The following is a 25,184-nucleotide window of genomic DNA, read 5'->3' on the forward strand; positions in this document are numbered from 1 at the left end:
ATCGAGATTCAAATCATTAGATACAAAAACGGCTAAGTAGCCAAAAAAACTCCTGATTATGGCCCTAATTTATTTTTTAACACCTAAAATAAGGTTCATCACTGATTGTAAAACCGATAATATGATACTAAACAAAAAGGCTGTTATAAAACCATCAATCTGAAAACCGCCAACAATTTTTGTACAAAGCAATACCATTAATGCATTGATGACTAATAGAAACAAACCTAAAGTAAGCACAGTTACCGGCAAGGTGAAGAACACAATTATTGGTTTTATAAAGATGTTCAACAATCCTAGCACTACAGCAACAATAAGCGCTGTTGTAAAACCGGCAATGCGAACACCCGGCATAAAGTGCGACAAGATGACAACAAGAAGCGCAGTAACGATAATTTTTATGAGTAAATTCATTTTTGTTTGTTTTTAAGAGGTTGGGTTAATTGATTTTTGATTATGATAAAAAATTAATAACGAGTTGGTAAAACATTGCAGGATTTTCGGCATGCAACCAATGACCAGCATTAGGAATCGTTTCGATAGTAGATTGCGGAAAATGTTCTTGAATGTTTTCGATGTCGCTATCTAAAATGTATTTTGAATTTCCACCACGAAGGAACAATGTAGGTTTTTCAAAACGAGCAGACTCTGTTAATGGTACACCAACCGCTTCAAGATTGGCATTGAAAGCAGCCAAATTAAATCGAAAGCCGAGCTGCCCAGGTTGCTGCCAGTACAAACTTTTCATTAAAAATTGACGCGTTCCGAAATCAGGAATATACGTTTCAAGAATAGCCTCGACAGCTGCGCGACTTGGTTGGGTTGAAAAATCGACCGCATTGAGTCCTGCCAAAATATCTTGATGGTGTTGTGGGTAAAATTTAGGTCCGATATCAGCAACAATTAATTTATTAACCAAATCAGGCTGCGAACAAGCGAGTAGCATAGCTACTTTTCCTCCCATGGAATGTCCTAAAATAGTAGCGTTTTGTATATTGTGCGCTTGGCAATAAGCCACTACATCTTGCGCCATCAAATCATAACTAAATTCCATGGTGTGCAAACTACGGCCGTGATTGCGCAAATCGAGTAAATGTACTTGATATTGCTCAGCAAATTGGGCTCCTAGGGTTTTCCAATTGTCTGACATGCCTAAAAATCCGTGTAAAATAAGGAGCACTGGACTTGCCGTAGGGTTTAAAATAACACTATGTAAAAGCGGTGTTGTAGCCATAAAAGTCAAGAGTTTGGTGGGCTCGCGTGAGGGATAGTAGCAGAAAGCCCGGAACAAAACGGAATGCAATGCAGTTTTGTGAGGACTTGTAGCGGATAGCCCGACCCTGCTGCAACGCTAGTGGAAGCAGGGTCACGCCCCAATTATTTTATTTTAATTTTTGAAGATACATATTAACGACATTCTCTAGTCCGAGATACAAAGACTCAGAAATTAAAGCATGTCCAATAGAAACCTCTAAAAGTCCCGGGATATTTTGTTTGAAAAACTGAATATTATCCAGACTTAAATCATGTCCGGCATTGATACCCAACTGCAATTCATTGGCCAATTCGGCCGCAGCGATATACGGTTCAATGGCTGAAGTATTACCCAAACTGTATTGGTGTGCAAAAGCTTCGGTATAGAGTTCGATTCGATCAGTACCTGTTTTTTTTGCGCCTTCGATCATATCGAGTCGTGGATCTACAAAAATAGAAGTCCGAATGTTGTGGCGTTGAAATTCCTGAATCATCTCGGTCAAGTAAGCTTGATTTTTAACCGTATCCCAGCCAGCCGAAGAAGTGATAGCTCCAATGGCATCAGGTACCAAGGTAACTTGTGTAGGCTGACACTCTAAAACCAAATCGATAAAATTATGCTGCGGGTTACCCTCGATATTAAACTCGGTATAAACAATCGGTTTTAAATCGCGCGCATCTTGATACCTGATGTGTCGTTCGTCAGGCCTTGGGTGAATGGTGATTCCTTGACCGCCAAATCGCTGAATATCGGTAGCGACTTTTAACAAATCAGGCACATTGCCACCGCGAGCATTTCGTAAAGTTGCTATTTTATTGATGTTTACACTTAACTTTGTCATGAATACAGGTTTAGTTTGATTTACTAGTGTTTAATTGAAAGCAAAAATACAAAGTAAAACTTAGGAGATTTTGCTATTTTTTGATTATTTTGCATGAAATATTGCTTGCAAACTTATGACAGAACTACTCCAATTTATCAACAACGACTATAAAGCCCTTGACAGCCAAGAAACTATTGCGGAGGTTCAGGACTTTTTTAGTGATATTGCGTTCTCTCACTTTCCGGTGGTAGAAGATGGCGTGTATTTGGGCTGTATTGCTGCCGAGGATAGCGAGACCTTTGACAGTGATAAAAAAATCATTGATTACCGTTTTACTCTCGAAGGCTTTTTTGTACGAACTACAACTATTTGGCTAGATGTTTTAGAAGTTTTTGCCAAAAACCATACTAATTTGGTACCCGTTTTAGATCCAAATAATAACTATGTTGGTTATTACGAAATGGAGGATGTCATGCGATTTTTTCACGAGACACCATTTTTGAAAGAACCGGGTGGAATCATTGTAGTTCAAAAACCAATTTTAGAATACTCGATGAGTCAGATCACTCAAATTGTGGAAAGTAATAATGGTAAACTTCTTGGCTTATTCGTTTCGGAATCGGCAGTTGATAGCATAGTCGTTACCTTAAAAATTTCTTTGGGCGCCATGAACGAAATCATTCAAACCTTTAGACGATACAATTACGAGATTTTGTCAGACCATCAAGAAGACAATTACATTAATAACTTAAAGGAACGCTCTGATTATTTAGATAAGTATTTAAATATATAAGGAGCACCTTAAAAACAACAAGCGCAGCTTTAAACCCGACATATAAAATCATGAAAGTAGCAATCTACGGTCAATATTATCAAAACAGCACGGAACCTATTATAAACGACATTTTTGATTTTTTCAACAAGAATAATGTCGAGTTGATTATTGAATCAAACTTCATGCAAATACTTGATGAAAAGAAATTAGTGGCTGCAGGGTACAAAACATTTTCAAATCACTACGAACTAGACAGTAGCTTTGATATGCTGATAAGTATTGGTGGTGATGGTACCATATTAAGAGCCGCTACTTTGGTTCGCGACTCAGGAATCCCTATTTTAGGCATAAACGCAGGGAGACTCGGCTTTTTGGCTACGGTTCAAAAAGAAAATATTGCCTCTTTCATGCAATTTGTAATTGATAAAAAATATACGCTCTCTAAACGCGCTTTACTAAGTTTGCACTGCACACCAAGCAATGAAGCAATCGAAGAAATGAATTTTGCCATGAACGAAATTACGGTAAGCCGCAAAGACACTACCTCTATGATTACCATAGATACGTATTTAAACGGTGAATTCTTGAATTCGTATTGGGCTGATGGTTTAATCATATCAACACCTACTGGCTCCACAGGCTATTCTTTAAGTTGTGGCGGACCCATTTTAACCCCCGATGTAAAAAGCCTTGTTATTACGCCAATTGCACCACACAACTTAACCGCAAGACCACTAGTTGTTCCTGACGAAACAGAAATAAAACTAAAAGTATCTGGTCGCGAGGAGAATTATTTAGTTTCATTAGATTCAAGAGTCACCTCAATAAAAAACGAATCTATACTGACTTTAAAGAAAACTCCTTTTTACATAAACATGGTCGAAATTCCCGGCGAAACATTCCTAAAAACCCTTAGAAACAAATTACTTTGGGGACAAGACAAACGCAATTAAGTCGAAATAAACTGCGTAGATACAATTTTCTCAATCTTTGACGTTTTAACAAAACAATCCCTTTATTTAAAAGCGCTTAAAGTACTAATTATTAAAAAAACGCACATTTAACAGATTGGGCATTGTATCGAAGTGATTATTATTATATTTGCACGCAATTTTTGATTTAATGAAGAAGATTTTTATTATTTTTCTAAGTCTGTTTTCCTTGACAAACCTACAAGCTCAAATTCATGAGATTGGCGTTTTTCTAGGCGGGAGTAATTACATAGGTGACATCGGGCCAACGACTTACATCAATCCCAATGAACCTGCAATTGGAATTTTGTATAAGTGGAATAAAAGTCCGAGACACTCGTATCGAATTTCATATGTACAGTCGCAAATTAGCTCTAGAGACTTTGACTCAAAGGAAGCAAGTAGGTACGAACGCGGCTTCAACTTAGAAAATGATGTAAAAGAATTGTCTTTAGGTCTTGAATTTAATTTTTTCGACTTTAATTTGCATGAAGGACAGCCAAAACTTACTCCTTATGTTGCATCAGGCTTAAGTTACTTTTTTGATAGTTTTACTTTGACAAATGACTTTGCGGATGTAAAAATAACGGGAAGAAGCCGACGAAAAAAATCAATTGCGATTCCGATGATTGTTGGACTGAAAGCTACCGTAATGCCCCAATTTATCTTGGCGATAGAAGCAGGAGCAAGATACAGCCAAAGCGATAACATGGACGGAAGTTTTAATGAAAAATTTGGGAATATAAATAATAATGATTGGTACGTTTTTTCAGGACTAACACTTACCTACACCTTTGGTAAGTCGCCCTGTTATTGTGCAGAATAAAAAATGAATTTAGTAGAAACGATCAATAAAGAAAGATTACCACAACATCTTGCCATCATTATGGACGGTAATGGACGTTGGGCAAAACAGCAAGGGCTTCTTCGAGCTCTAGGACACCAAAGCGGAACAAAATCTGTGAAAGTGATTATTGAAGCAACTGCAAAATTGGGCATTCCGTTTTTAACGCTTTACGCTTTTTCGACAGAAAACTGGAACAGACCCAAACTTGAGGTAGAAACATTGATGAAAGTTTTAATCAATTCACTAAAAAAAGAATTGACTACCCTGCAAAAAAATAACATCAAACTCAACGCAATTGGTAATTTAGAAATGCTGCCAAAATCTGCGCAAAAAGAGTTGTTGGATGTTATGGAAAAAACAAAAAACAACACCCAAATGACCTTAACTTTGGCCCTTAGTTATGGTTCCAGAGAAGAGCTAGTATCTGCAATGAAGAAGATTTGTAGTAAAGTTAAAAATAATATAATTTCAATAGACAGTATTGACGATTCAATTATTAATGAGCATCTTTACACGCAAAATTTACCCGACGTAGATTTATTAATACGAACAAGTGGAGAACATAGAATAAGTAATTTCTTGCTGTGGCAAATAGCCTACTCAGAGTTATATTTTACTGATATATTGTGGCCAGACTTTAAAGAACAGGATTTATATGAGGCTATCATTAGTTATCAAAAAAGAGAACGTAGATTTGGAAAAACAAGTGAACAAATTAAATAATTTTTTAGTGTTAAATAAGAGCATCAAAACCGTACTTAGCGTTTTATTTTTTATCAGTTTTTTTCAATCTCAAGCACAAGATCGTGTTCCGTTTGATCAAGGAAAAAAATACATTTTAGCAGATGTAGCTGTAGTAGGTGACATAAGTTTTAATAGCCAAACGGTAGTTACATTTACCGGTTTGCAAAAAGGTCAGGAAATAACAATTCCGGGCGAGCAAATTAGTGCAGCAATTAAAAAATTAGGCAAACTAGGATTATTTGACGAAATCTCTTTTTACGTAAATAAAGTACAAAACGACAGTATCTATTTAGACTTAAATATTGTTGAACTGCCTAAATTAAACCAAGTTAAAATTGTTGGTGTTAAAAAAAGTAAGATAGAAGGCCTTATTAAAGACAACTCTTTAAATAAAGGAAAAGTAGTAAACGAAAATTTAATTACTACTACTAAAAATTATATCGAAAATAAATACCGTAAAGATGGTTTTTTTAATACAAAAGTAAACATCAACACCACTAAAGATACTAGCGCGACAAACCAAGTAAACATGCTAGTTCGCATTGATAAAGGCGCAAAAATTAAAATCAGCTCGATTGATTTTGTAGGCAACAACAAAATCTCTGATAAAAAACTTCGCAAGGCCATGAAAGATACGAAGCAAAAAAATCCGATTCGATTTTTAAAAGCTTCGAAATTCATCAAAGACAAATACAAAACTGATCTTGAGAAAGTAATTGCTTCTTACAAAGAAAGAGGTTTTCGTGATGCCAGAATTGTATCTGATTCTGTTGTTTACAACGAACAAAAAAATGCTTTAGATATCAAAATCAAATTAGAAGAGGGAAACAAATACTACTTTGGAGATATTAAATTTTTAGGTAATACAATTTATACTGATCAAGGTTTATCAAGACTAATTGGAATTAAAAAAGGTGATACCTACAACGGTGTATTACTTGAAAAACGAATCGCTGACAAAACAAAACCAGACGGTGAAGACATTACCAACCTATATCAAAACAGTGGTTATTTATTCTCTAATGTAAATGCTGTTGAGGTAAAAACGGCAAATGATACTATCGATTTTGAAATTAGGATTACCGAAGGGCCGATTGCTTACTTTAACAAAATTACAGCAGTAGGTAACGATAAAACAAATGACCGCGTAATTTACCGCGAATTAAAAACCAAACCTGGAGAAAAATATAGTAAGGAAGAATTGGTTCGTACAATTCGTGAGATCGGACAATTGGGTTTCTTTGATCCAGAAGCGATTGATCCTAAATTTAAAAATGTAGATTCTGGCGCAGGAACAGTAGACATTGAATACAACTTAGTAGAAAAAGGATCTAGCCAAATCGAACTACAAGGTGGTTACGGTGGCGGCGGATTTATTGGAACACTCGGACTATCATTCAACAACTTCTCAGCGAGAAATATGTTTAATAAGGAAGCCTATAAACCATTACCTATGGGAGACGGCCAAAAAGTATCGCTGCGTTTGCAAGCAAGTACCTTTTTTCAAACCTACAGTTTATCATTTTCTGAGCCATGGTTTGGAGGTAAAAAACCCGTTTCTTTCAGTACTTCATTGTCTTATAGTAAACAATTTTTGAATAACTTTATCACTCAAAGAGCGGATAGAACCAGAAGTTTTGACATTCTTACTTTATCTGTAGGACTAGCAAAAAGGCTAACAGTTCCAGATGATTTCTTTGTACTATCACAATCTGTAAGTTACCAACACTACTCATTAAACAATTACAACACAGGTCTTTTTACCTTTGGTAACGGAACTTCTCGTAATTTAGCGTACACAGTAGCTTTAACTAGAAATAGTAAAGGATTCAACCCGATATTTCCAACCTATGGTTCAGAATTTAGCCTTTCGGCAAAAGTTACACCACCATACTCTTTGTTTAATGGAGTGGATTATGCTACACTAGGTGATCAAAAGGAATACAAATTAAGAAATACAACTGATAGACAAAATGTTCCCGATGCTAATGGAAACATCGTGGCAATTGGGGATTATGTAGATGCAAATGGAAACAAAGTAGAAGAAAAAGACTTCCGTTTGGCTGCAGCTGACCAAAGTAAAGTAGATCAAAAACGATTCAATTGGTTAGAATATTATAAAGTAAAATTCAAAGCAGATACCTATACTAAACTGTATGGTAAAATCGTTTTACGCGTATTGTCTGAGTTTGGTTTCTTAGGTGCTTATGACCAAGCACGTGGAGATGTACCTTTTGAAAGATACTATTTAGGAGGTGATGGTTTAGCTAACTTTGCAATGGACGGTCGTGAGAATATTCAATTAAGAGGTTATCCTAACAACTCCCTTACTCCTACTAATGAGAGAGGAGAACAAATAGGAGGAACAGTGTACAACAAATTCTCTTTGGAGTTACGTTATCCTATTACATTGAAATCTTCTGCATCTATTTATGCTTTAGCGTTCTTAGAAGGTGGAGCAGCATTTAGTGATTTTAAAACCTATAATCCATTTGCGTTAAACCGTTCAGCAGGTATTGGTCTGCGCGTGTTCATGCCAGCCTTTGGTTTATTAGGTATTGATTTCGGACACGGATTTGATGCATTACCAGGACAAGCAAAAGCAAACGGATGGGAAACGCACTTTATCATTGGACAACAGTTTTAGAACTGATAACACCCATCATTTAATAAAATATTGATATGAAAAAACAATTTTTGTTACTTTTTTTAGCCTTTGTACTAGCGCAAACAGCCTCTGCACAAACAAGAGGTACAAAGATTGGTTATATTGATATGGAGTATATTTTGCAAAATGTACCTGATTACACCGAAGCAAAAAACCAATTGGAAATAAAAGCTCAAAAATGGAAGTCAGAAATTGATGCAAAAACCAATGAAATTAACAAATTAAAAGAGGCTTTGAAAGCTGAAAAAGCTTTATTAACAAAGGAACTAATTGAAGAAAGAGAAACTGAAATTCGTTTTTTAGAAAAAGAAAACTCTGACTACCAGCAGCAACGCTTTGGAGCAAATGGAGACTTAATTAATCAAAAATCAGTTTTAGCTAAGCCAATACAAGATCAAGTTTTCACAGCAGTACAAGACATTGCAGAACGCTTGAAGTATGACTTTATATTTGACAAAACATCTGATTTGACCATGCTTTTCTCAGCGAAAAGATTTGACATTAGTGACCAAGTTTTACGTTCTTTAACACGATCAGAAAAGAGAGAGCAACTTACCAAAAAGCAGCAAAAAGAAGCCGAGGCTCGAGAGAGCAAAGAAGACGCAATTGACGACAATCCGGTATTAGCGGAGAGACAAAAAGCACTAGAAGAGAAGAAAGCAGCGAGAGACAAACTTATTGAAGATCGTAAGGCCTTACAAGAACAAAAGAAAAAAGAGTTCGATGACAAACGCAAGCAAATGCTAGAAGCAAGAGCTGCCAAAAAAAATGGCACGGTTTCTGCAAATGTAGCAAAAGAGGCTAGTACAACAGCTACTGACACGAATTCTAAAGTTGATAGTGCGAAGCAAGCAGCCGAAGAGGCAAAACAAAAAGCTGCAACCGATCGTGCCAAATTGATCGAAGAGAGAAAAAAGGTAATTGAAGATCGCAAGCAAGCTTTTGAAGCAAAAAGAAAGAAAGTACTAGAAGATCGCGAAGCAGCGAAAAAAGCAAAAGAAGAACAATTAAAAGAAAAATCAACCAATAATTAATTACTTACTTAATATTTTAAAAACGATGAAACAAATCAAAACTCTATTAATTGCTGCAGTTTTAATGATGGGAGCAAACCAGACAATTAATGCGCAAGCAAAAACAGCTCACGTTGATGTTAGTGAGATCATGACAAAAATGCCTGCAGTTTTGGATGGTCAAAAACAATTAGAAAAATTGACGACTACATACGACGCTGATTACAAAAAAATGGTAGATGAATACCAAGGTAAATTAAAAAAATACGAAGCTGAAGCTGCTACTGTAACTGAGGTTGTAAATGGAGAGCGTTCTAAAGAAGTTCAAGAAATGCAATCTAGAATTGTAGCATACAGAGACAATGCACAAAAAGAATTACAGCAAAAAGAATCAGACATCATGAAGCCATTAATGGAAAAAGTGAGAGCTTCTATTCAAAAGGTAGGAAAAGCTAAAGGTTTCCAATACATCCTAGACGGATCTTCACTTTTACTTGCAGACGGACCAAACTTGACTGCAGACGTTAAAAAAGATTTAGGTTTTTAATAATCTGACAATATGAATAAAAACTGCTCTTTCTCTATGAGAAAAGAGCAGTTTTTTTTATAACCATATTGCAAATGTTACTACAAACAGTAACTTTGCTTTCATGAATAGCAACAATCAACCGATCGGAATATTTGATTCAGGAGTAGGTGGGACTTCTATATGGTCTGCCGTACATGAGTTATTACCCAACGAACAGACTATCTACCTAGCAGACAGTAAAAATGCACCCTACGGACAAAAATCGAAGGAGGAAATTATTGCTTTAAGTATAAAAAACACCGAGTATCTTTTAGACCTTAATTGCAAATTGATTGTTGTCGCCTGCAATACCGCAACGACAAATGCCATCCAAGAATTACGCCAGCGCTACACCGTTCCATTTATAGGGATTGAGCCAGCTATTAAACCAGCCGTGACTCATTCTAAAACACAAGTAATAGGAATACTAGCAACGCAAGGCACGCTAAATAGCGATTTATTTCACAGCACGGTAGCCAAATACCAAAACACTAAAATAATTGAACAGGTAGGCCACGGACTAGTCCCTTTGATAGAAAGTGGCGCTATGAATTCGCCGGAGATGACAGCACTTTTATTATCGTATCTCAGCCCGATGATTGCTGCTAACATAGATTATCTTGTATTGGGTTGCAGTCATTACCCCTACTTAATACCGCAAATCAAAAAGATTTTACCAGCGCACATACAAATTATTGATTCTGGTCAAGCTGTAGCGCGTCAGACTCAGTTTGTACTTCAAGAAAAAGTGGGATTATCTGCCCTACACAAACCCGAGCCAATATTTTATACGAATACCAACCCAAGAGTTTTACAGGAAATTATAGGCGCACCGTTTAAGGTTAGTGCAAAAGATTTTTAAATTATTCTTCCGATTTAAACCAGCTGGAATACAAAACGTAATTATTAGATATACGTTCAATTTCGCCTGCAAAATCAGACTGATCAATATCTTTTACTTTTTTGGCTGGAACTCCTGCCCAAATGGTTCCCGAAGGGACCACTGTATTTTGAGTAACCACAGCACCTGCAGCAACTATCGCATTACTTTCTACCACGCAGTTGTCCATTACAATGGCGCCCATACCAATAAGCACATTATCATGAATAACACAACCATGCACAATGGCATTATGACCAATTGAAACGTTGTTACCAATTACAGTTGGATGTTTTTGATAGGTACAATGCACTACGGCACCATCTTGAATATTGACTTTATTCCCTATTTGAATTGAATTGACATCGCCACGCAACACCGCATTAAACCAAACACTACATTGCGATCCAAAACGAACATCACCAACAATTGTTGCGTTTTCGGCAACATAACAGTCCTCAGGAATTACAGGGAATTTACCATTAACAGCTTTTATAACTTTCATATGATTTAGTTAATCGCAGGGCAATTGCATTCGTATTTGACTGGTTTACAAAATAAATCAATCCCCAAAGTTATTTGGTGATAGCCTCCATTATCAAATTTTACCGCTCCTGACAACTGAGAATAAGTGTAGGCAACCATTACCGAGTCAAAATTAACACCAACAATAGGTGTAATATATTGTAGCTTTTGAGAAGCAACACTGCCATTATTCAAGAACTCTGCTCCATCAAAACTGCGTCGGTAGGACAAACCACCCCACAAACGACCGAAATCCATATTTTTGTAGGCTTTTAAATTTATGTCAATGGATTTTTCTTGAGTTTTTTCGACCATTTGAAATAACAAAGACGGTTCCCATAAAATTTTGTTTTTATCTCCAAAAACATATCCTGCACTTAAAAGGTACTTTCGTAAATTGTCACTCTCGTATTCGGTATATATTGATCGCCTAGTTTCTACTGCATTTTTTACCGTCGCGTGCGCATAAAAATCTAAATAATTATAAGAGGCACCTATATCAAAATTAAAATAAGCATCTTTTTGAACAATAGTACCATTGATATTCGGGTCAAAATCGCCTGAGAGTAAAAAAGAAGTTTCATCTAACTGGCTTTGTATAAACCCAGCACTCATTCCAAATGACAATTGATTTAAATCGATTTCATCACGAGAAAACATCAAATGATAAGCATAAGTAAACTTTACTCCTTTTTGAGAATGATAGCCATTAACATCGTTAAATAGTATGACTCCAGCCCCTGCTTTCTCACCTACACGACCATTAAAACTTAAAGTTTGTAACTCCGGCGCATCTTGCTGACCAAACCATTGCTTGCGCCCTGTAAGTCTCACTTTAGCACAATTAGCGGCACCTGCCATTGAGGGATGAATTAGGTAATAGTTATCAGACAAATAATCAGAGTAAACAGGAATTCCTTCTTGCGAAAAAGATATTTGAGTAAAAAATAGTAGGGATAAAAATGATATTAATTGTTTACACATCATTATTGCTTTAAGATGATCTAATTTTAGCTATCAACAGCTATTCATTACATCAACTGATTTAAACTAAAGTTAATTTATTCATTAAAAAACCAAATATAGGTATTCGTAGAAAATAACTTTAGTAAATTTGCACAAAATTGAACACTCATGAACAAAGTTACCATAAAAGAAACACAAAACCCAACTATATTAAAATTTGAATTTCAAGAATTTATTACACAAAATGAAAACTTTGAATTCAAAAACATCGATGAGGCAAAATCATCACCACTAGCACAACAATTGTTTTATTTACCGTTTGTTAAAACGGTTTACATATCAGGTAATTTTGTTGCTATTGAACGTTTCAGTATTGTTGAATGGACTGATGTACAAGACGCTGTTGCGGAGCAAATTGAAAAATTTGTGGCCGATGGCGGTAAAATCATCATTGAAGATGAAAATCGTACCAAAAAGCAACCAGTAAACGTATATGGAGAATCAACTCCAAATCCAGCTGCTTTGAAATTTGTAGTAAGTAAAATGCTTACCAAAACTGCAGTTGAGTTTAAAAATATCGATCAAACAGCCTCGTCTCCTCTAGCTAAAGAGTTGTTTAAATTTCCTTATGTAAAAGAAATTTTTATCGATGAAAATTATATTTCGGTAACCAAATACGAAATCAATGATTGGCAAGAAATCACATTAGAACTTAGATCATTCATAAAACAATTTATTGAAAATGGTGGTCAAGTGTTAGATGAAAATTATGTGGCAGCTGTAACTGCAAACGAGAGTATCAAAGAACAAGAATTTGATCATTTGGATGCCACTTCACAACAAATCATCAACATTCTGGAAGAGTATGTAAAACCAGCCGTTCAAGCCGATGGTGGAAATATTGCATTTGACTCGTATAACGAAAGTGACAAAGTTGTAAAAGTAATATTGCAAGGTGCTTGCAGCGGTTGTCCGTCATCAACATTTACCCTTAAAAGTGGAATTGAAAATATGTTGAAAAGCATGTTAAACGATAATGCTATTCAGGTAGAAGCGATTAACGCATAATAATTCGCCTGTTTCAAAATTAAAGTATGGAAGTTTTCTAAGGAGAGCTTCCATTTTTTATTTAAAAAAGCCCAACACTATTTCCCCCAACTAATACTTATAGCGTAATCATTGCTCTGCCAACAATATATTAACCAAGGAAGTTTCGTATTTGCCAAAAAAAAGTGTACTATTGTGCTATTAATCAAAAACTTAAACCATGGGATTATCAAGCTTTTTTAAAAATTTATTTGGCAGTGCCAAAGAGAGTGCTACTGAGTTGGTAGAGCAAGCAGAATCAAAACTAGAAGAAGTAAGCGCAGCTGCAGAGCCCTACTTGGATAAAGCCGAAGCTTTTGTTACCGAAACGGCCGCCAATGTAAAAGAAAGTGCAGCACCTTATGTGGAGAAAGCTGAGACTTTTGTATCAGAAACAATAGAGAATGTAAAAGAAACTACTGAACCATATTTAGAAAAAGCCGAAGAAGTTGTTGGTGAAACTATAGACAAAGTAAAAGAATCAGCCGCACCTTATGTTGAAAAAGCAGAGGAATTTGCTGATGTAACAAAGGAAAAAATCAGCGATGGAATTGACGCTATCAAAGAAAAATTCAGTGACAAAGCAGATGAAGCAACTGCCACTTTAGAAGAAGTTAAAGAAAAAGCAGTAGAAGCGACTTCAGATACTTTAGAAACAATTGAAGACAAAGCAAGCGAAACTGCAGAACAGCTCAAAGAAACAGTCGCAGAAAATGCAGAAGCAGCAGAGGTCAAAATCAATACTGCAGAAAACAAGATTATTGATACAGCTGAAACGCTTAAAGATAAAGCCGAAGAACTGTAAATTGGTTAAAAAAAATCAAACCATTCTGAAAGCGACGGAGCTGTGCGAAGAAAGACTTATTTTGATACTCTAAATTAATTCGTATTTTTGCAAACAACCTACCTTCTCAACATCGAGAAGGTTTTTTTAGCTTAATAATGATAGTAGATACCAATAAACTTAGTTCGTATTTTGAAAATTTCATAACCGTCTTGGTAGATTATTCCCCCAAATTGATTTCGGCATTTATCATCCTTTTTGTAGGTTTGTATTTGATTCGATTGATCAACCGCTTTATCAATAAAATCATGGTAAGTCGAGACCTTGACCCTACTTTGACACGTTTTTTATCTGACATTTTAATTTGGGTTTTGCGCGTTATTCTTTTTGTTTCTTTTATATCCAAATTAGGTATCGAAACTTCTTCATTTGTAGCCATTCTAGGAGCTATGGGTCTGGCTGTTGGTCTTTCATTACAAGGAAGTTTATCCAATTTTGCGGGCGGAATGCTTATTATTTTATTCAAGCCGTTTCGCGTTAATGATACCATCGAGGCACAGGGCGTAACCGGTACAGTGACCGACATTCAGATTTTTGTTACTAAGTTAATTACGGCAAATAACCAAACTATTTTTGTACCCAACGGTTCACTTTCAAACGGAAATATTATCAACTATTCAATTGAAAAAACACGTCGTGCTGATTTGACAATTGCCATTTCGTACGAAACCAATATTAAAACAGCGATTGAAATTATCGAGAAAGTACTTCAAAACAATTCAAAAGTATTGAAAAATCCTGCTCCCAATGTAAGCGTCAAAAACCTAACAGACAACTCTATCCAATTGGCAGTTCGTCCTTGGGCATTAAATGAAGATTTTGGCGATATGACTGCAGAAGTTTTACAAGAATGTAAAGAAAAGTTTGATACTGCAGGTATTGTAATTCAACCTTATGTTAAAGAGGCTTCGCTGCAAAACTAAACCAGGTAAAGCTAATCAATTACTTAATTTTTGGTGTAGTAACCATAAAATCTTTTAAATAGTAAGGCTCAAAATAGGCTACATCTACGGTATCGTGTTTTTGAAATTTTTCAAAACTAAAGGCACTCATGTCTTTGGCAGAAGGAAACTTTACTTCTTCTAAAAAAACGAAATTACTTTTAGTCAAAACCTTCTGGCATTTCTCCGCACAATCGCCCACGAAATAAACGGTTCCTTGTAATTCTTCAAAAGATGTTTCCTCAATTATTTCAGCCTTGATGGCCCTTTTTGATTGTTTGTTACTTTCATAAACCGCACTGTACACTTCCATTCTGCGCGCATCAAGCATAGGCACGATGTACCCATCTGTTTGCTTTACTTGCGAGGCTAACACTTGCAAAGTATCTACCGCAATTAAAGGAATATTTAAAGCAAAACACAATCCTTTTGCTGCCGAAACGCCGATTCGTAAACCGGTATAAGAACCAGGACCTTGACTTACTGCCACTGCTACTAAATTTTTAAAACTAATTCCGGCTTCATTGATCAATTCCTCTATAAAAACGTGTAACCGTTCAGCATGTGAATATCCTTCTTCAGCGATCTCTCTGCATGCAATGGTCTGCCCATTATTTGAAATAGAAACAGAACAATTTTTAGTAGCGGTCTCAATATTTAGAATGTAGCTCAAAGTTGGGTGTTTATTAAATTAAAAATCACAATCACAAAATTAGATTTTATGATTGTGATTTCAAAATGCTAGTTTAAAACAACTGCTTTATTTTTTGCTATCGCCTTTTTTCTCTTTATCTGTCATCAATGCAACTTTGTCACCTGAATTTAATTCTTTGGTAACGGTTGCGTAAGGACCCGTAATTACAACGTCACCTTTTTTCAAACCTGATATAACTTCGATGTTGGTATCGTCTTGAATTCCGGTTTTAACAATTCTAATTTTAGCCTTATCCCCTACTTTTACAAATACGCATTCTAGCTTTTTATCACTTTTAGGAGCTTTTTCTTTTTGCTCCTCGTCAACGTCTGCTACCACGATATCTTTTACTGCTGTTGTATCTGACTTTACAACTACTGCACTAATTGGCACCGAAAGAACGTTCGCCTTACGCTCTGTGATAATATCAACTGTAGCTGTCATTCCTGGTCTAAAAGGGGAATAGGTATCAGGCTTACCTTCTAATAAATCTTCATAAGACTCTTTTAAGATACGCACTTTTACTTTAAAATTTGTAACCTGATCTGCTGTAAGTGCTGAACTTGCCGAATTAGAAATACTAGTTACAATTCCTTTGAACTGTTTTTTCAAATAAGCATCAACTTCTACATTTGCCTCGTCTCCTACTTTTATTTTTACAATATCATTTTCATTTACATCAACTTCAACCTCCATATTATTCAAGTTTGCTACTCGTAATATTTCAGTACCCGTCATTTGCTGCGTACCTAATACACGCTCACCTAGCTCAACATTTAACATCGAAATTGTTCCATCTGCCGGTGCGTAAATTGTCGTACGACCCAAATTATCTTTGGCTTCGTTTACAGTTGCTGAGGCACTTTGAACATTATAGTACGCATTTTGTTTGCTTGCTTTTGCTACTTCGAACGATGCTATAGCTTTATCCCAATCTGATTTAGAAATAATTCCTTTGTCGAATAAAGTTTTATTACGATCATAATTGGCTTTTGCCTCTTTGTAAGACGCATCGGCTTGGTTCAAATTCGCTTTTGTTCCTGATAAGTTAGAAACTGATCTATTGTAACCGGAAGTATATAAATCCGGATTAATTTTAACCAATAAATCTCCTTTTTTTACAACTTGACCTTCTTTTACATTAAGTGCAATAATCTCTCCAGAAACTTCAGAAGAAATTTTCACCTCAATTTCAGGCTGTATTTTACCTGTTGCCGAAACGGTTTCAGTAATTGTTAACGGATTTACTTGTGCAATCTCCACTTCGGTTCCTACATCTTTCTTACCGATTACACCTGTTTTAGAAAGTATAACCAAACTAGCAATAACAACTACTGCTCCACCTATTAAAATATAAACTGTTTTCTTTGACATAATAATTAGTTTTTGATAAGAGGAATTCCAAAGTAGAATTCTAAAATTTTAATTTTAAATATATAATCGTATTTGGTTCTCAATACTTCTGATTGGGCATTCGTCAACAATGTTTGTGCTTGATTAAAATCAAAAGAGTTCATTAAACCCACATTGAAACGCTCTTTAGCAAAATCAACCGCATTTTGTCTAGCCTCTACAGCTGTAATGGCAGATTCGTATGATTTTAAAGCTCCTTTTGCATCTGCGAAAGCGGTATATACATTGCGTTGCAAATCTAAATCTTGTTGCTCAACAGCAATCTTAGATCGCTCAACATTAATTTTAGAACGGTCAACATTATTTTTAACGGATAAGCCATTCAAGATAGGAATTGACAATTGCACTCCAAAAGAATGACCTTTGTTATCACTAAACTGATCGAAAAATGGAGCGGGCTTTCCTAAAACTCTTGTAAAATTAGGAGCTAAAACATTTTGATTTGTTCCTTCAACAAAACCAATTTGCGAAGTAGGATTTGACGAATTCGGTACCACGCCTACAACTCTTTCACTATATGCAACCCTTGAATTAAAGCTATAAAAACCTTGAATAGTTGGTTGGTAGGCTCCTTTTGCAATAACTACGTCTTTTTCTGCAAGTTCTAAATTGGTTTTTGCAATTTTTAATTCTGTTCTACCTTCAAGAGCTTTACTGTAAATGGCATTGGGAGTTTGCATCATGATATTATTTTCATCCTTTACATCGGTATCATCAACAATATCAAAATTTTCAAATTCCTTAAGTTGTAATAATTGAGACAAACTCAATTTAGAAATCAACAATGCATTTTCAGCTGCAATGATGTTTTGATTATTAGTAGCAACAGTAGCTTTAATATCTAACAAATCGCCTCTTGGTATCGAACCAGCTTTTACCAAAGCTTCTGAGCGAGAGAATTGTTTTTCATTAATATCTAATTGTTCTTTTTGCACTTTCAAATTTTCTTTATTAAAAAGCACTTGTAAAAAAGCATTGGCTACGTTCAAAGCAATATCCTCTTGCATTTTGACCAATTGATACTTTGCAGCCACAAGAGATAAATTGGATCTACGTAATCGGTTTTGATTTTGTAAACCTTTATAAATATCAATTCCAACATTCACCCCAGCAGAAGTAAATTGTGTAGTTTGATTTTGAAGCAAACCAGTTGTAATATCTTGGTTCAAACCAATATTCCAAGAGTGCGAAGTACTTGCATTAATTGACGGTAAAAAACTACCAATGGCACCTCGCTTATCAATCAAAGCAGTTTTGGCATCTAACTCCGATTGTTTGATAGAAATGTTATTTTGAATGGCGTAATTGACACATTCTTGTAAGGTCCATTTCTTAGTTTGCGCATGAGCTGACAAACTGAGTAATGCCATACAAATGAAACCGATACAACTTTTATTTTTCATATAATTCGAATGAAATTGCAGGACAACTGCAAAAAAAATTTAACATTTTAGTTCTTGTGCGAAATCAATGCTTAACAATATGCAACACTACAACTGTAATTCTTCAATTAGACTTGGCAAGTAAGCATTTGTTACAAAAAAAATTAAAAAAAGAATAGATTGCTTAATTTTGCTACAACAACTCCCTTTTATGAAAACAATTCAGAAGACATTAGTAGCATTAACCTTTATATTTTTTGCAGCATCTTGCGCGAGTACCTCAAAAATAAATACACTTAAACCAGAACCTGATGATGCTGCTCCATTGCAATACGAAAGCCAGATTTCGTATATCAATTTACCCATTTCGGTACAACTGAGAGATATCGAAAAGCAAACTAATTCAAGCTTAAATGGACTGATCTATGAAGACAATTTAATCGATGATGACGATATTGAAATGAAAGTGTGGAAACAAGCTCCAATTCAAATTACAGATGCATTTGGAAAAATAAAAACCATTTTACCACTAAAAGCAAACATCAAGTATCGACTTGGAACTAAAAAAATGGGGATTGAACTTTATGATACGCGTGAATTTAACCTGAATGGAATCGTAACATTAGAAAGTGATGTGCAATTGGTGAATTGGAAATTAAACACCAAAACCACCTTAAAATCATTAGATTGGACCGAAAGTCCGAGCATGGTTGTTTTAGGTAAAAATGTTCCAGTTACCTATTTAATCAACCCAACAGTTCAACTCTTTAAATCAAAAATCGAAAAGAAAATTGATGATGCTATCGCTAAATCACTCGATTTTAAACCTAATGTTTTAGCTGCCCTAGAGAAAATTTGCCAACCATTTCAGTTGAGCGAAACTTATGAAAGTTGGTTACAAATTGCACCACTCGAATTATATACAACAACTGCAAAACTAAAAAACGGAAACATTTTATTAGATATGGGTTTAAAGTGCAATATGGAAACCATAATTGGCAAAAAGCCCGATTCTAAATTCAATGCCAACAAAATCGCACTAAAAACTGTCCCAAAAATTCCTCAGCAACTTTCAGCTAACATTGTTGCCATTTCAGGATACCAAGAAGCATCACGATTAATGACTAAAAATTTTAGTGGTCAAGAATTTGGATCTGGCAATAAAAAAGTAAAAGTAAACAAGGTAGACATTTGGCACAAAAACGGCAAAATGATTATTGCTTTAGAAGTTCAAGGCACTGTAAATGGTACATTATATTTGGCCGGAATCCCAGCGTACAATGAGCAAAAAAAAGAAATCTACTTTGAGAATTTAGACTATGCCCTTGACACTCAAAACAAACTTACCCGCACCGCCAATTGGTTGGCACAAGGACTAATTTTGAAAAAAATCGAGCAAAGTTGCAAGTATTCAATAAAACCGAATTTAGACGAAGCACAACAAAATATTAAAAATTACTTGATGAATTATTCACCAATGCCGGGAGTTTTTGTCAATGGTAAAATGCAAGACATCGAATTTAAAAAGGTAGCACTTACCAATCAAGCGATTTTAGCTTACTTAAAATTAAACGGTAACGTACAAATAACAGTTGATGGATTTGAATAATTACACAAAAAAGCATGTTTTAATTATGCTTTTTTCTTTTTCATTTTGTAAATCAAAAAACCAATCACAGCCACTAACAAATATGGTATTATCATTAAATAAACAATACCATCATTAACGGCAGCTGCTTGAGTAGTATTATCATCACTTGTTAATGCGGCTCTACACATAGCACATTGCGCAGCAACTATATTAGACGATAAGAAGAGTAGAAATGCTAATACTAGTGTACTTGAGCGCAATCCTTTTACAGCTGCGCTATTTTCTGCCTTTTGAGAATTAATGTACATAATAAGGAGAGATCATTAAATAAACAATTACACCTGTTACCGCTACGTACAACCAAATAGGAAAAGTTATTTTCGCAATTTTTTTGTGCGCATCAAATCTTTGAGATAACGCACGCACGTAAGTAATCAATACCATTGGGATTATAGCAATAGATAAAACAATATGCGTAATTAATATAAAATAATAAACTGCTTTAATGGCTCCATCACCGCCAAATTTAGTTGAATCTGCCGTCATATGGTAAGCAACATACATCACTAAAAAAGCTAATGATAATGCGATAGCTGCCGTCATCAAACTTTGGTGTAACTTTCTATTTCCGTTTTTGATAGCCATAACAGCAGCAACAAGCAATAGAGATGTTAAACCATTAGTTGTGGCGTAAATAGGTGGCAAGAAAGACAAAGGCTCCACATTATAACCAAAATCTTTTAATTTAACACCAAATAAAATTGCCACTACTACGGGAATAACAATTGACACTATGATTATCCACTTGTTGTATTTTTGTTCTAAAGTTCTATTTTCCATTTTACTCTTTTAATAAAATATTTATATCCTGCTGAATGTTTCTTACTCCCATTTTATCAAGTCCGTCGTAATACAATATTGGATTACCGAACTCATCATTTCTACAACGGATATTCCCGTTTTTGTCAATTAAAGCAAAAAGACCCGAGTGTTCAAAACCACCCCCTACTTTGTTATTTTGGCCAGCATACAAATTAAATCCTTTATTGGCCAGGTTAAAAATATAGTCTTTTTTACCCGTTAAAAAATGCCAATTAGAAGAACGCACGCCTAGCAATTTAGAATGATCTTTTAAAACTTCAGCAGTGTCATGATCGGGATCAATAGTGATGGATGCTATTCCAAAGTTAGGATTTCCAAAAAACTTTTTTTCAATGAGCAACATACTCTCATTCATCTTAGGGCAAATAGTAGGACAACTCACAAAAAAGAACTCTAAAACATAGACCTTCCCTTTATACGTGTCATTATTTATCTTTTTGTTATCCTGATTAATTAATTCAAAACGAGGTGCGGGCCCAATTTTAATCAACTTATCATCATCGGCAGTAACAGGATTTACACGATCTAAACGATCACCTTGTACCACTTTATCTGTTTTTATACGCTGTACAATCTTAGGAATAGCGTATATACCGAAAATCAAAATTATAAATGAAATACCTATGTACGATTTATTTTTAAACATAAAAGAGAGGTGTTAAATTTTGCGAGAAGCATTGTTATTCTTTTTCAAGGCAGCTCTGTATTCATACAAAATGACTTTAAAATCATCTAACATTTCATTACTTAATTCAGCTGGATGAAATGTATTGTATCCTTCCATCTCATCTTTTACCAATTTACGACCACGCAAATTTCGTTTTTTATCAATGATGTATACTTTTGGTGTACCAAACTTATCATCAAGTTTTTCAACCAAATTTAACTGTGCATAATATTTAGAGATCTCCTCTGGAGTAGCAAACACAAAACGCCATTGAGCCACATCAGTAAATGCACCCAACGCAGTAATTACCTTTTTAGCATCTTGCTCTGTTCCTTTTGGGCACAATATTACAAATTGCACATCTTTAAACTCATGGTAACGTTGATATATCTTTTGATTCAAATTAAATAGATTCCCTCTGTTTTTTAACAACTCAAAACCTGAGAAACCTAAAATAGTTACCTTACCTGTTAGCGTAATAGGCTTACCATCTAAAGTCTCCCATTTTCCAAAATCAGCAGTATTTGGAGTTATTGTCGGTAATTTAGTATATCCGTTTACACCCGAAGCAAAAAACAAATACGCTACGATAGGAAGGATAAAAAGAACAAAAAGAACTATATTTTTTTTCATTGAATGAGATACTTTTATTAGAGTACAAAAATAAAAAAAGGTACGCAATGCGTACCCTTTTCATGAATTAATATCTTGTTAAAAATTCCATTTAATTGTTGAATTTTTAAAAACCTCATAAATATAATCGCCTTCTGTTAAAAGAATAAAAAGAAGGTATAATACTAAAAAGATAACTGGATAAACTACTGATGCTCTCAAAGAACTTTTTTCGCCTTCCATGTGCATGAATGCCCAAACAATATAATACGCTTTATACAAAGTAAGAGCGTAAAAAATCCAGTTTAGCAAGTTCATACCCATTAAACTGTTCATGTGAAGAGACTCTGGCTTCAAGATACCTAGAATAACCTCAATAATTGTTACTGCAGATAAAATTCCGAAAACTTTCCAGATTCTACCAGTATTTGATACGTGATCGTGTGACATGATAATTACTTTTTGAAATTAAACTAGATAGAAAACTGTAAATACGAAAACCCAAACTAAATCGACAAAGTGCCAATATAATCCAACTTTTTCTACCATTTCATAACTTTTTCTTTTCTCGTAAGTCCCTAATAACACATTAAAGAAGATGATGATGTTAATAATCACTCCAGAGAATACGTGGAAACCGTGGAAACCTGTAATAAAGAAAAAGAAGTCAGCAAACAATTTACTTCCGTACTCGTTTCTAATCAAATTAGCTCCTTCTACAACATAATGTGCATCAGCTAATCTAGCCTCTGACTCTTTTCTAGAAAGAACTGTTTTTTGTTTTTTCTCATTCAATACTTCAGTTCGAATCAAGATATCTGGATGCGATTTGAAACCAGCTTGAACTTCAGCAACTGAATAAGAAGGTAAAGTAGGTTCATCCATAAACCACTTTGCTTTATTACGAGTTAGTTGTTCTCTCTCCTCAGGAAGAGTAGCCGCAAATTCTGCTAAAGCAACTCTTTTACCGTCTTTATCCACAAACTGCAGTAAACTACCACCTTTAGTTTCAACAGCGCCATATTCTCCTTTGATGAAGTTTTTCCACTCCCAAGCTTGAGATCCTACGAAGATTAAACCACCAATGATTGTTAAAAACATGTAGATAACTACTTTGTCTTTTTTCATTTGGTGACCTGCATCAACAGCCAATACCATTGTTACAGACGAGAAAATCAAAATAAACGTCATCAACGCCACATAATACATAGGCGCTGAAACTCCGTGTAAGAACGGAAAGTGTGTAAACACCTCATCAGCCACTGGCCAAGTTTCAATAAATTTAAATCTAGAAAAACCGTAAGCCGCTAGAAATCCAGAGAACGTTAAGGCATCTGATACGATAAAAAACCACATCATTAATTTACCATAACTTGCTCCCATTGGCTCATTGCCGCCTCCCCAAGTTTTTTCTTCACTATTTGCAGTAGTAACTGTCGCTTCCATAAAAGTTATTCGTTAAAAAGTTCCCAAATTTACGTTTTTTTCTTATTTAAAGAAATATAAAAACAAAAACAAATAAACCCACAATAAGTCTAAAAAGTGCCAATACATTGCACCGAGTTCTATACCAAGGGTTTGAGATGAATTGTATTTTTGTTTAAAATGATTATAAATTATAATTAGTAGCGAAATCACACCACCAGCAAGGTGTAACAAGTGTACAACAGTCACAACATATAAAAATGTTGTTGTAATTGAACTTCCGCTACCAGTGAAATAATAGCCACTTTGTACGATTTGATCAAAGCCTTCGAATTGTAAAAATACAAATAAAAGTCCCAATGCTAAAGTCCCCAAAAGAAAACCTGTCGTAGCGCTTTGATTGTTTCGTTGTATTGCTTTTTTAGCCAAATGAAAAGTTACACTACAAGCAATAATAACAACTGTACTGTAATAAAATGCACTTGGTAATTCAAAATCTTTCAACCAATCTGCTCTTGATTTACTCACTACAAACGCGCTGGTAAGTCCAGCAAACATCATGGTCATACTTACCATAGCAAACAATAAGATCAGCTTATACGACCTATTGCTACGTGCTTTTTGCTCCTCTGCGGTCATCGTCATATTCATATCTATCTTAAAAATTTATCAATAATATACACTAATTGCAACAAAGTAATGTAAGAAACACTTACCAACATTAAGGTTCGTGCCGCTTTTGCTGTGCGTTCTTTATACAATTTTACAGCATAGAACAACATCCATATTCCTAACAAAAAGACAATCACTGCTGTGACAGGCGTAATATACAAACGTCCAGTATAACCAAAAACAGGTAATAATGAAGCCAAAATTAGCCAAACGGTATACAATATTACTTGCAGAGCAGTTCCTTTATCTTTTTTACCTGTAGGCAACATAAAAAATCCTGCCTTTTCGTAATCTTCATACAAGAACCAACCAATAGCCCAAAAATGCGGAAACTGCCAAAAAAATTGAATCAAAAATAAAGTTCCAGCTTCGATACCAAATTCACCAGTAGCAGCAACCCAACCCAGCATAAAAGGTATAGCGCCTGGAAAAGCCCCAACAAAAACTGATAAAGAAGTCATTGTTTTTAGAGGCGTATACACACTGGTGTATAAAAAGATCGAAATAGCACCAAACATGGCGGTTTTTTCGTTGATGGTATACAACAAAACTAAACCAATCACAGTGAGCAAACTGGCAATTATTAATGCTGAAGTAACAGTCATTCTGCCTGCCGGAACCGGACGATCTTTTGTCCTATCCATCAAAGCATCAAGATCTTTTTCGATAACTTGATTAAATGCATTAGAAGCACCTACCATACAGTAGCCACCAATAGCCAACTTTAACAAAACCATCCAACTAAGTGAATTCCAATCGTAAATACCCAATATAAAACCAGCTATTGACGAAAAAACCACACTTACAGCTAGACGCGCTTTAGTGATTTCTCTGAAATCGATATAAACAGATTTTAATGAAAGTGTACTGGATGTTGCGCTCAAAGCTAGTAATATTTTGTTTCTAAAAACTTTTGCAAAAGTAGACTAACAAAAGGGAT

General features: G+C 35.1%; 28 protein-coding genes. 12 read left to right on the top strand and 16 right to left on the bottom strand.

Annotation, left to right across the window (positions count from 1 at the left end):
* Nucleotides 1-69 precede the first annotated feature (69 nt).
* The 3 genes from ACXX8U_RS10900 to ACXX8U_RS10910 all read right to left on the bottom strand — a co-directional run bounded on the left by ACXX8U_RS10900 (nt 70) and on the right by ACXX8U_RS10910 (nt 2,096).
* Nucleotides 70-414, bottom strand: coding sequence for a phage holin family protein (locus ACXX8U_RS10900; RefSeq protein ID WP_458565867.1), 345 nt, complete (start codon nt 412-414; stop codon nt 70-72).
* Nucleotides 415-454: 40 nt separating this feature from the next.
* Nucleotides 455-1,234 (bottom strand): alpha/beta fold hydrolase, encoded by a 780-nt coding sequence (locus ACXX8U_RS10905; protein WP_458565868.1) that lies wholly within the window; start codon nt 1,232-1,234, stop codon nt 455-457.
* A 148-nt stretch (nt 1,235-1,382) separates the two neighbouring features.
* Nucleotides 1,383-2,096: a pyridoxine 5'-phosphate synthase gene (locus ACXX8U_RS10910; RefSeq protein ID WP_458565869.1), complete on the bottom strand. Its 714-nt coding sequence runs from the start codon at nt 2,094-2,096 to the stop codon at nt 1,383-1,385.
* A gap of 115 nt (nt 2,097-2,211) precedes the next feature.
* On the opposite strand from ACXX8U_RS10910, the gene ACXX8U_RS10915 reads away from it, so the two are divergent.
* From ACXX8U_RS10915 to murI, 8 genes are all read left to right on the top strand, one after another.
* On the top strand, nt 2,212-2,871 hold the full coding sequence (locus tag ACXX8U_RS10915; protein WP_458565870.1) for a CBS domain-containing protein: 660 nt from the start codon (nt 2,212-2,214) through the stop codon (nt 2,869-2,871).
* Between the two features lie 50 nt (nt 2,872-2,921).
* Nucleotides 2,922-3,806: an NAD kinase gene (locus tag ACXX8U_RS10920; protein ID WP_458565871.1), complete on the top strand. Its 885-nt coding sequence runs from the start codon at nt 2,922-2,924 to the stop codon at nt 3,804-3,806.
* Between the two features lie 169 nt (nt 3,807-3,975).
* Entirely contained in the window at nt 3,976-4,650 is a 675-nt protein-coding gene (gene porG, locus ACXX8U_RS10925) for a type IX secretion system protein PorG (RefSeq protein WP_458565872.1), read from the top strand.
* Nucleotides 4,651-4,653: 3 nt separating this feature from the next.
* Nucleotides 4,654-5,394, top strand: a complete 741-nt coding sequence (gene uppS / locus ACXX8U_RS10930) for an undecaprenyl pyrophosphate synthase (RefSeq protein WP_166133143.1) — start codon at nt 4,654-4,656, stop codon at nt 5,392-5,394.
* A complete protein-coding gene (locus ACXX8U_RS10935) occupies nt 5,327-8,062 on the top strand; it encodes a BamA/OMP85 family outer membrane protein (RefSeq protein ID WP_458565873.1) in 2,736 nt (911 codons plus the stop codon). Before uppS ends, ACXX8U_RS10935 begins: the two co-directional genes overlap by 68 nt.
* A gap of 35 nt (nt 8,063-8,097) precedes the next feature.
* Nucleotides 8,098-9,117 carry an OmpH/Skp family outer membrane protein gene (locus ACXX8U_RS10940; RefSeq protein ID WP_458565874.1) on the top strand — a complete coding sequence of 340 codons (1,020 nt, stop codon included), beginning with the start codon at nt 8,098-8,100 and terminating at the stop codon, nt 9,115-9,117.
* A gap of 25 nt (nt 9,118-9,142) precedes the next feature.
* The gene (locus tag ACXX8U_RS10945; protein WP_458565875.1) at nt 9,143-9,643 is read left to right on the top strand and encodes an OmpH/Skp family outer membrane protein; all 501 of its coding nucleotides are present in this window, start codon (nt 9,143-9,145) and stop codon (nt 9,641-9,643) included.
* A 103-nt stretch (nt 9,644-9,746) separates the two neighbouring features.
* Nucleotides 9,747-10,526, top strand: coding sequence for a glutamate racemase (gene murI, locus ACXX8U_RS10950; RefSeq protein WP_458565876.1), 780 nt, complete (start codon nt 9,747-9,749; stop codon nt 10,524-10,526).
* Between the two features lies 1 nt (nt 10,527).
* Here the strand turns inward: murI and ACXX8U_RS10955 are convergent, their stop codons facing one another.
* Complete coding sequence (locus ACXX8U_RS10955) at nt 10,528-11,049, bottom strand: gamma carbonic anhydrase family protein (protein ID WP_458565877.1); 522 nt, start codon at nt 11,047-11,049, stop codon at nt 10,528-10,530.
* 5 nt (nt 11,050-11,054) lie between these two features.
* On the bottom strand, nt 11,055-12,056 hold the full coding sequence (locus tag ACXX8U_RS10960) for a PorP/SprF family type IX secretion system membrane protein (RefSeq protein ID WP_458565878.1): 1,002 nt from the start codon (nt 12,054-12,056) through the stop codon (nt 11,055-11,057).
* 147 nt (nt 12,057-12,203) lie between these two features.
* On the opposite strand from ACXX8U_RS10960, the gene ACXX8U_RS10965 reads away from it, so the two are divergent.
* The 3 genes from ACXX8U_RS10965 to ACXX8U_RS10975 all read left to right on the top strand — a co-directional run bounded on the left by ACXX8U_RS10965 (nt 12,204) and on the right by ACXX8U_RS10975 (nt 14,888).
* A complete protein-coding gene (locus ACXX8U_RS10965) occupies nt 12,204-13,103 on the top strand; it encodes a NifU family protein (RefSeq protein WP_458565879.1) in 900 nt (299 codons plus the stop codon).
* Between the two features lie 199 nt (nt 13,104-13,302).
* Entirely contained in the window at nt 13,303-13,926 is a 624-nt protein-coding gene (locus tag ACXX8U_RS10970) for a hypothetical protein (protein WP_458565880.1), read from the top strand.
* A 137-nt stretch (nt 13,927-14,063) separates the two neighbouring features.
* Nucleotides 14,064-14,888 (top strand): mechanosensitive ion channel family protein, encoded by an 825-nt coding sequence (locus ACXX8U_RS10975; protein ID WP_458565881.1) that lies wholly within the window; start codon nt 14,064-14,066, stop codon nt 14,886-14,888.
* Nucleotides 14,889-14,907: 19 nt separating this feature from the next.
* On the opposite strand, the gene tsaB is transcribed toward ACXX8U_RS10975, so the two are convergent.
* The 3 genes from tsaB to ACXX8U_RS10990 form a co-directional block, all read right to left on the bottom strand.
* Nucleotides 14,908-15,579 carry a tRNA (adenosine(37)-N6)-threonylcarbamoyltransferase complex dimerization subunit type 1 TsaB gene (gene tsaB / locus ACXX8U_RS10980; RefSeq protein WP_458565882.1) on the bottom strand — a complete coding sequence of 224 codons (672 nt, stop codon included), beginning with the start codon at nt 15,577-15,579 and terminating at the stop codon, nt 14,908-14,910.
* Between the two features lie 87 nt (nt 15,580-15,666).
* Nucleotides 15,667-16,974, bottom strand: coding sequence for an efflux RND transporter periplasmic adaptor subunit (locus tag ACXX8U_RS10985; protein WP_458565883.1), 1,308 nt, complete (start codon nt 16,972-16,974; stop codon nt 15,667-15,669).
* Nucleotides 16,975-16,979: 5 nt separating this feature from the next.
* Complete coding sequence (locus ACXX8U_RS10990; RefSeq protein ID WP_458565884.1) at nt 16,980-18,416, bottom strand: TolC family protein; 1,437 nt, start codon at nt 18,414-18,416, stop codon at nt 16,980-16,982.
* Between the two features lie 190 nt (nt 18,417-18,606).
* Here ACXX8U_RS10990 and ACXX8U_RS10995 point away from each other — a divergent pair, with 190 nt between their 5' ends.
* Nucleotides 18,607-20,004 carry a DUF4403 family protein gene (locus ACXX8U_RS10995; protein WP_458565885.1) on the top strand — a complete coding sequence of 466 codons (1,398 nt, stop codon included), beginning with the start codon at nt 18,607-18,609 and terminating at the stop codon, nt 20,002-20,004.
* 23 nt (nt 20,005-20,027) lie between these two features.
* Here the strand turns inward: ACXX8U_RS10995 and ACXX8U_RS11000 are convergent, their stop codons facing one another.
* The 8 genes from ACXX8U_RS11000 to cyoE all read right to left on the bottom strand — a co-directional run bounded on the left by ACXX8U_RS11000 (nt 20,028) and on the right by cyoE (nt 25,128).
* Nucleotides 20,028-20,294: a CAMCR motif-containing small membrane protein gene (locus ACXX8U_RS11000; protein ID WP_458565886.1), complete on the bottom strand. Its 267-nt coding sequence runs from the start codon at nt 20,292-20,294 to the stop codon at nt 20,028-20,030.
* Nucleotides 20,284-20,826: a DUF420 domain-containing protein gene (locus tag ACXX8U_RS11005; protein WP_458565887.1), complete on the bottom strand. Its 543-nt coding sequence runs from the start codon at nt 20,824-20,826 to the stop codon at nt 20,284-20,286. Before ACXX8U_RS11005 ends, ACXX8U_RS11000 begins: the two co-directional genes overlap by 11 nt.
* 1 nt (nt 20,827) lies before the next feature.
* The gene (locus ACXX8U_RS11010) at nt 20,828-21,514 is read right to left on the bottom strand and encodes an SCO family protein (protein WP_458565888.1); all 687 of its coding nucleotides are present in this window, start codon (nt 21,512-21,514) and stop codon (nt 20,828-20,830) included.
* A 12-nt stretch (nt 21,515-21,526) separates the two neighbouring features.
* Complete coding sequence (locus ACXX8U_RS11015) at nt 21,527-22,168, bottom strand: hypothetical protein (RefSeq protein WP_458565889.1); 642 nt, start codon at nt 22,166-22,168, stop codon at nt 21,527-21,529.
* 78 nt (nt 22,169-22,246) lie between these two features.
* On the bottom strand, nt 22,247-22,597 hold the full coding sequence (locus tag ACXX8U_RS11020; protein ID WP_458565890.1) for a cytochrome C oxidase subunit IV family protein: 351 nt from the start codon (nt 22,595-22,597) through the stop codon (nt 22,247-22,249).
* An 18-nt stretch (nt 22,598-22,615) separates the two neighbouring features.
* Complete coding sequence (locus ACXX8U_RS11025; RefSeq protein ID WP_458565891.1) at nt 22,616-23,593, bottom strand: cytochrome c oxidase subunit 3; 978 nt, start codon at nt 23,591-23,593, stop codon at nt 22,616-22,618.
* Nucleotides 23,594-23,635: 42 nt separating this feature from the next.
* Entirely contained in the window at nt 23,636-24,223 is a 588-nt protein-coding gene (locus ACXX8U_RS11030) for a cytochrome c oxidase subunit 3 (RefSeq protein ID WP_166133103.1), read from the bottom strand.
* Between the two features lie 2 nt (nt 24,224-24,225).
* A complete protein-coding gene (cyoE, locus tag ACXX8U_RS11035) occupies nt 24,226-25,128 on the bottom strand; it encodes a heme o synthase (RefSeq protein WP_458565892.1) in 903 nt (300 codons plus the stop codon).
* Nucleotides 25,129-25,184 lie beyond the last annotated feature (56 nt).

It is taken from the genome of Flavobacterium sp. GNP001, assembly GCF_054343775.1.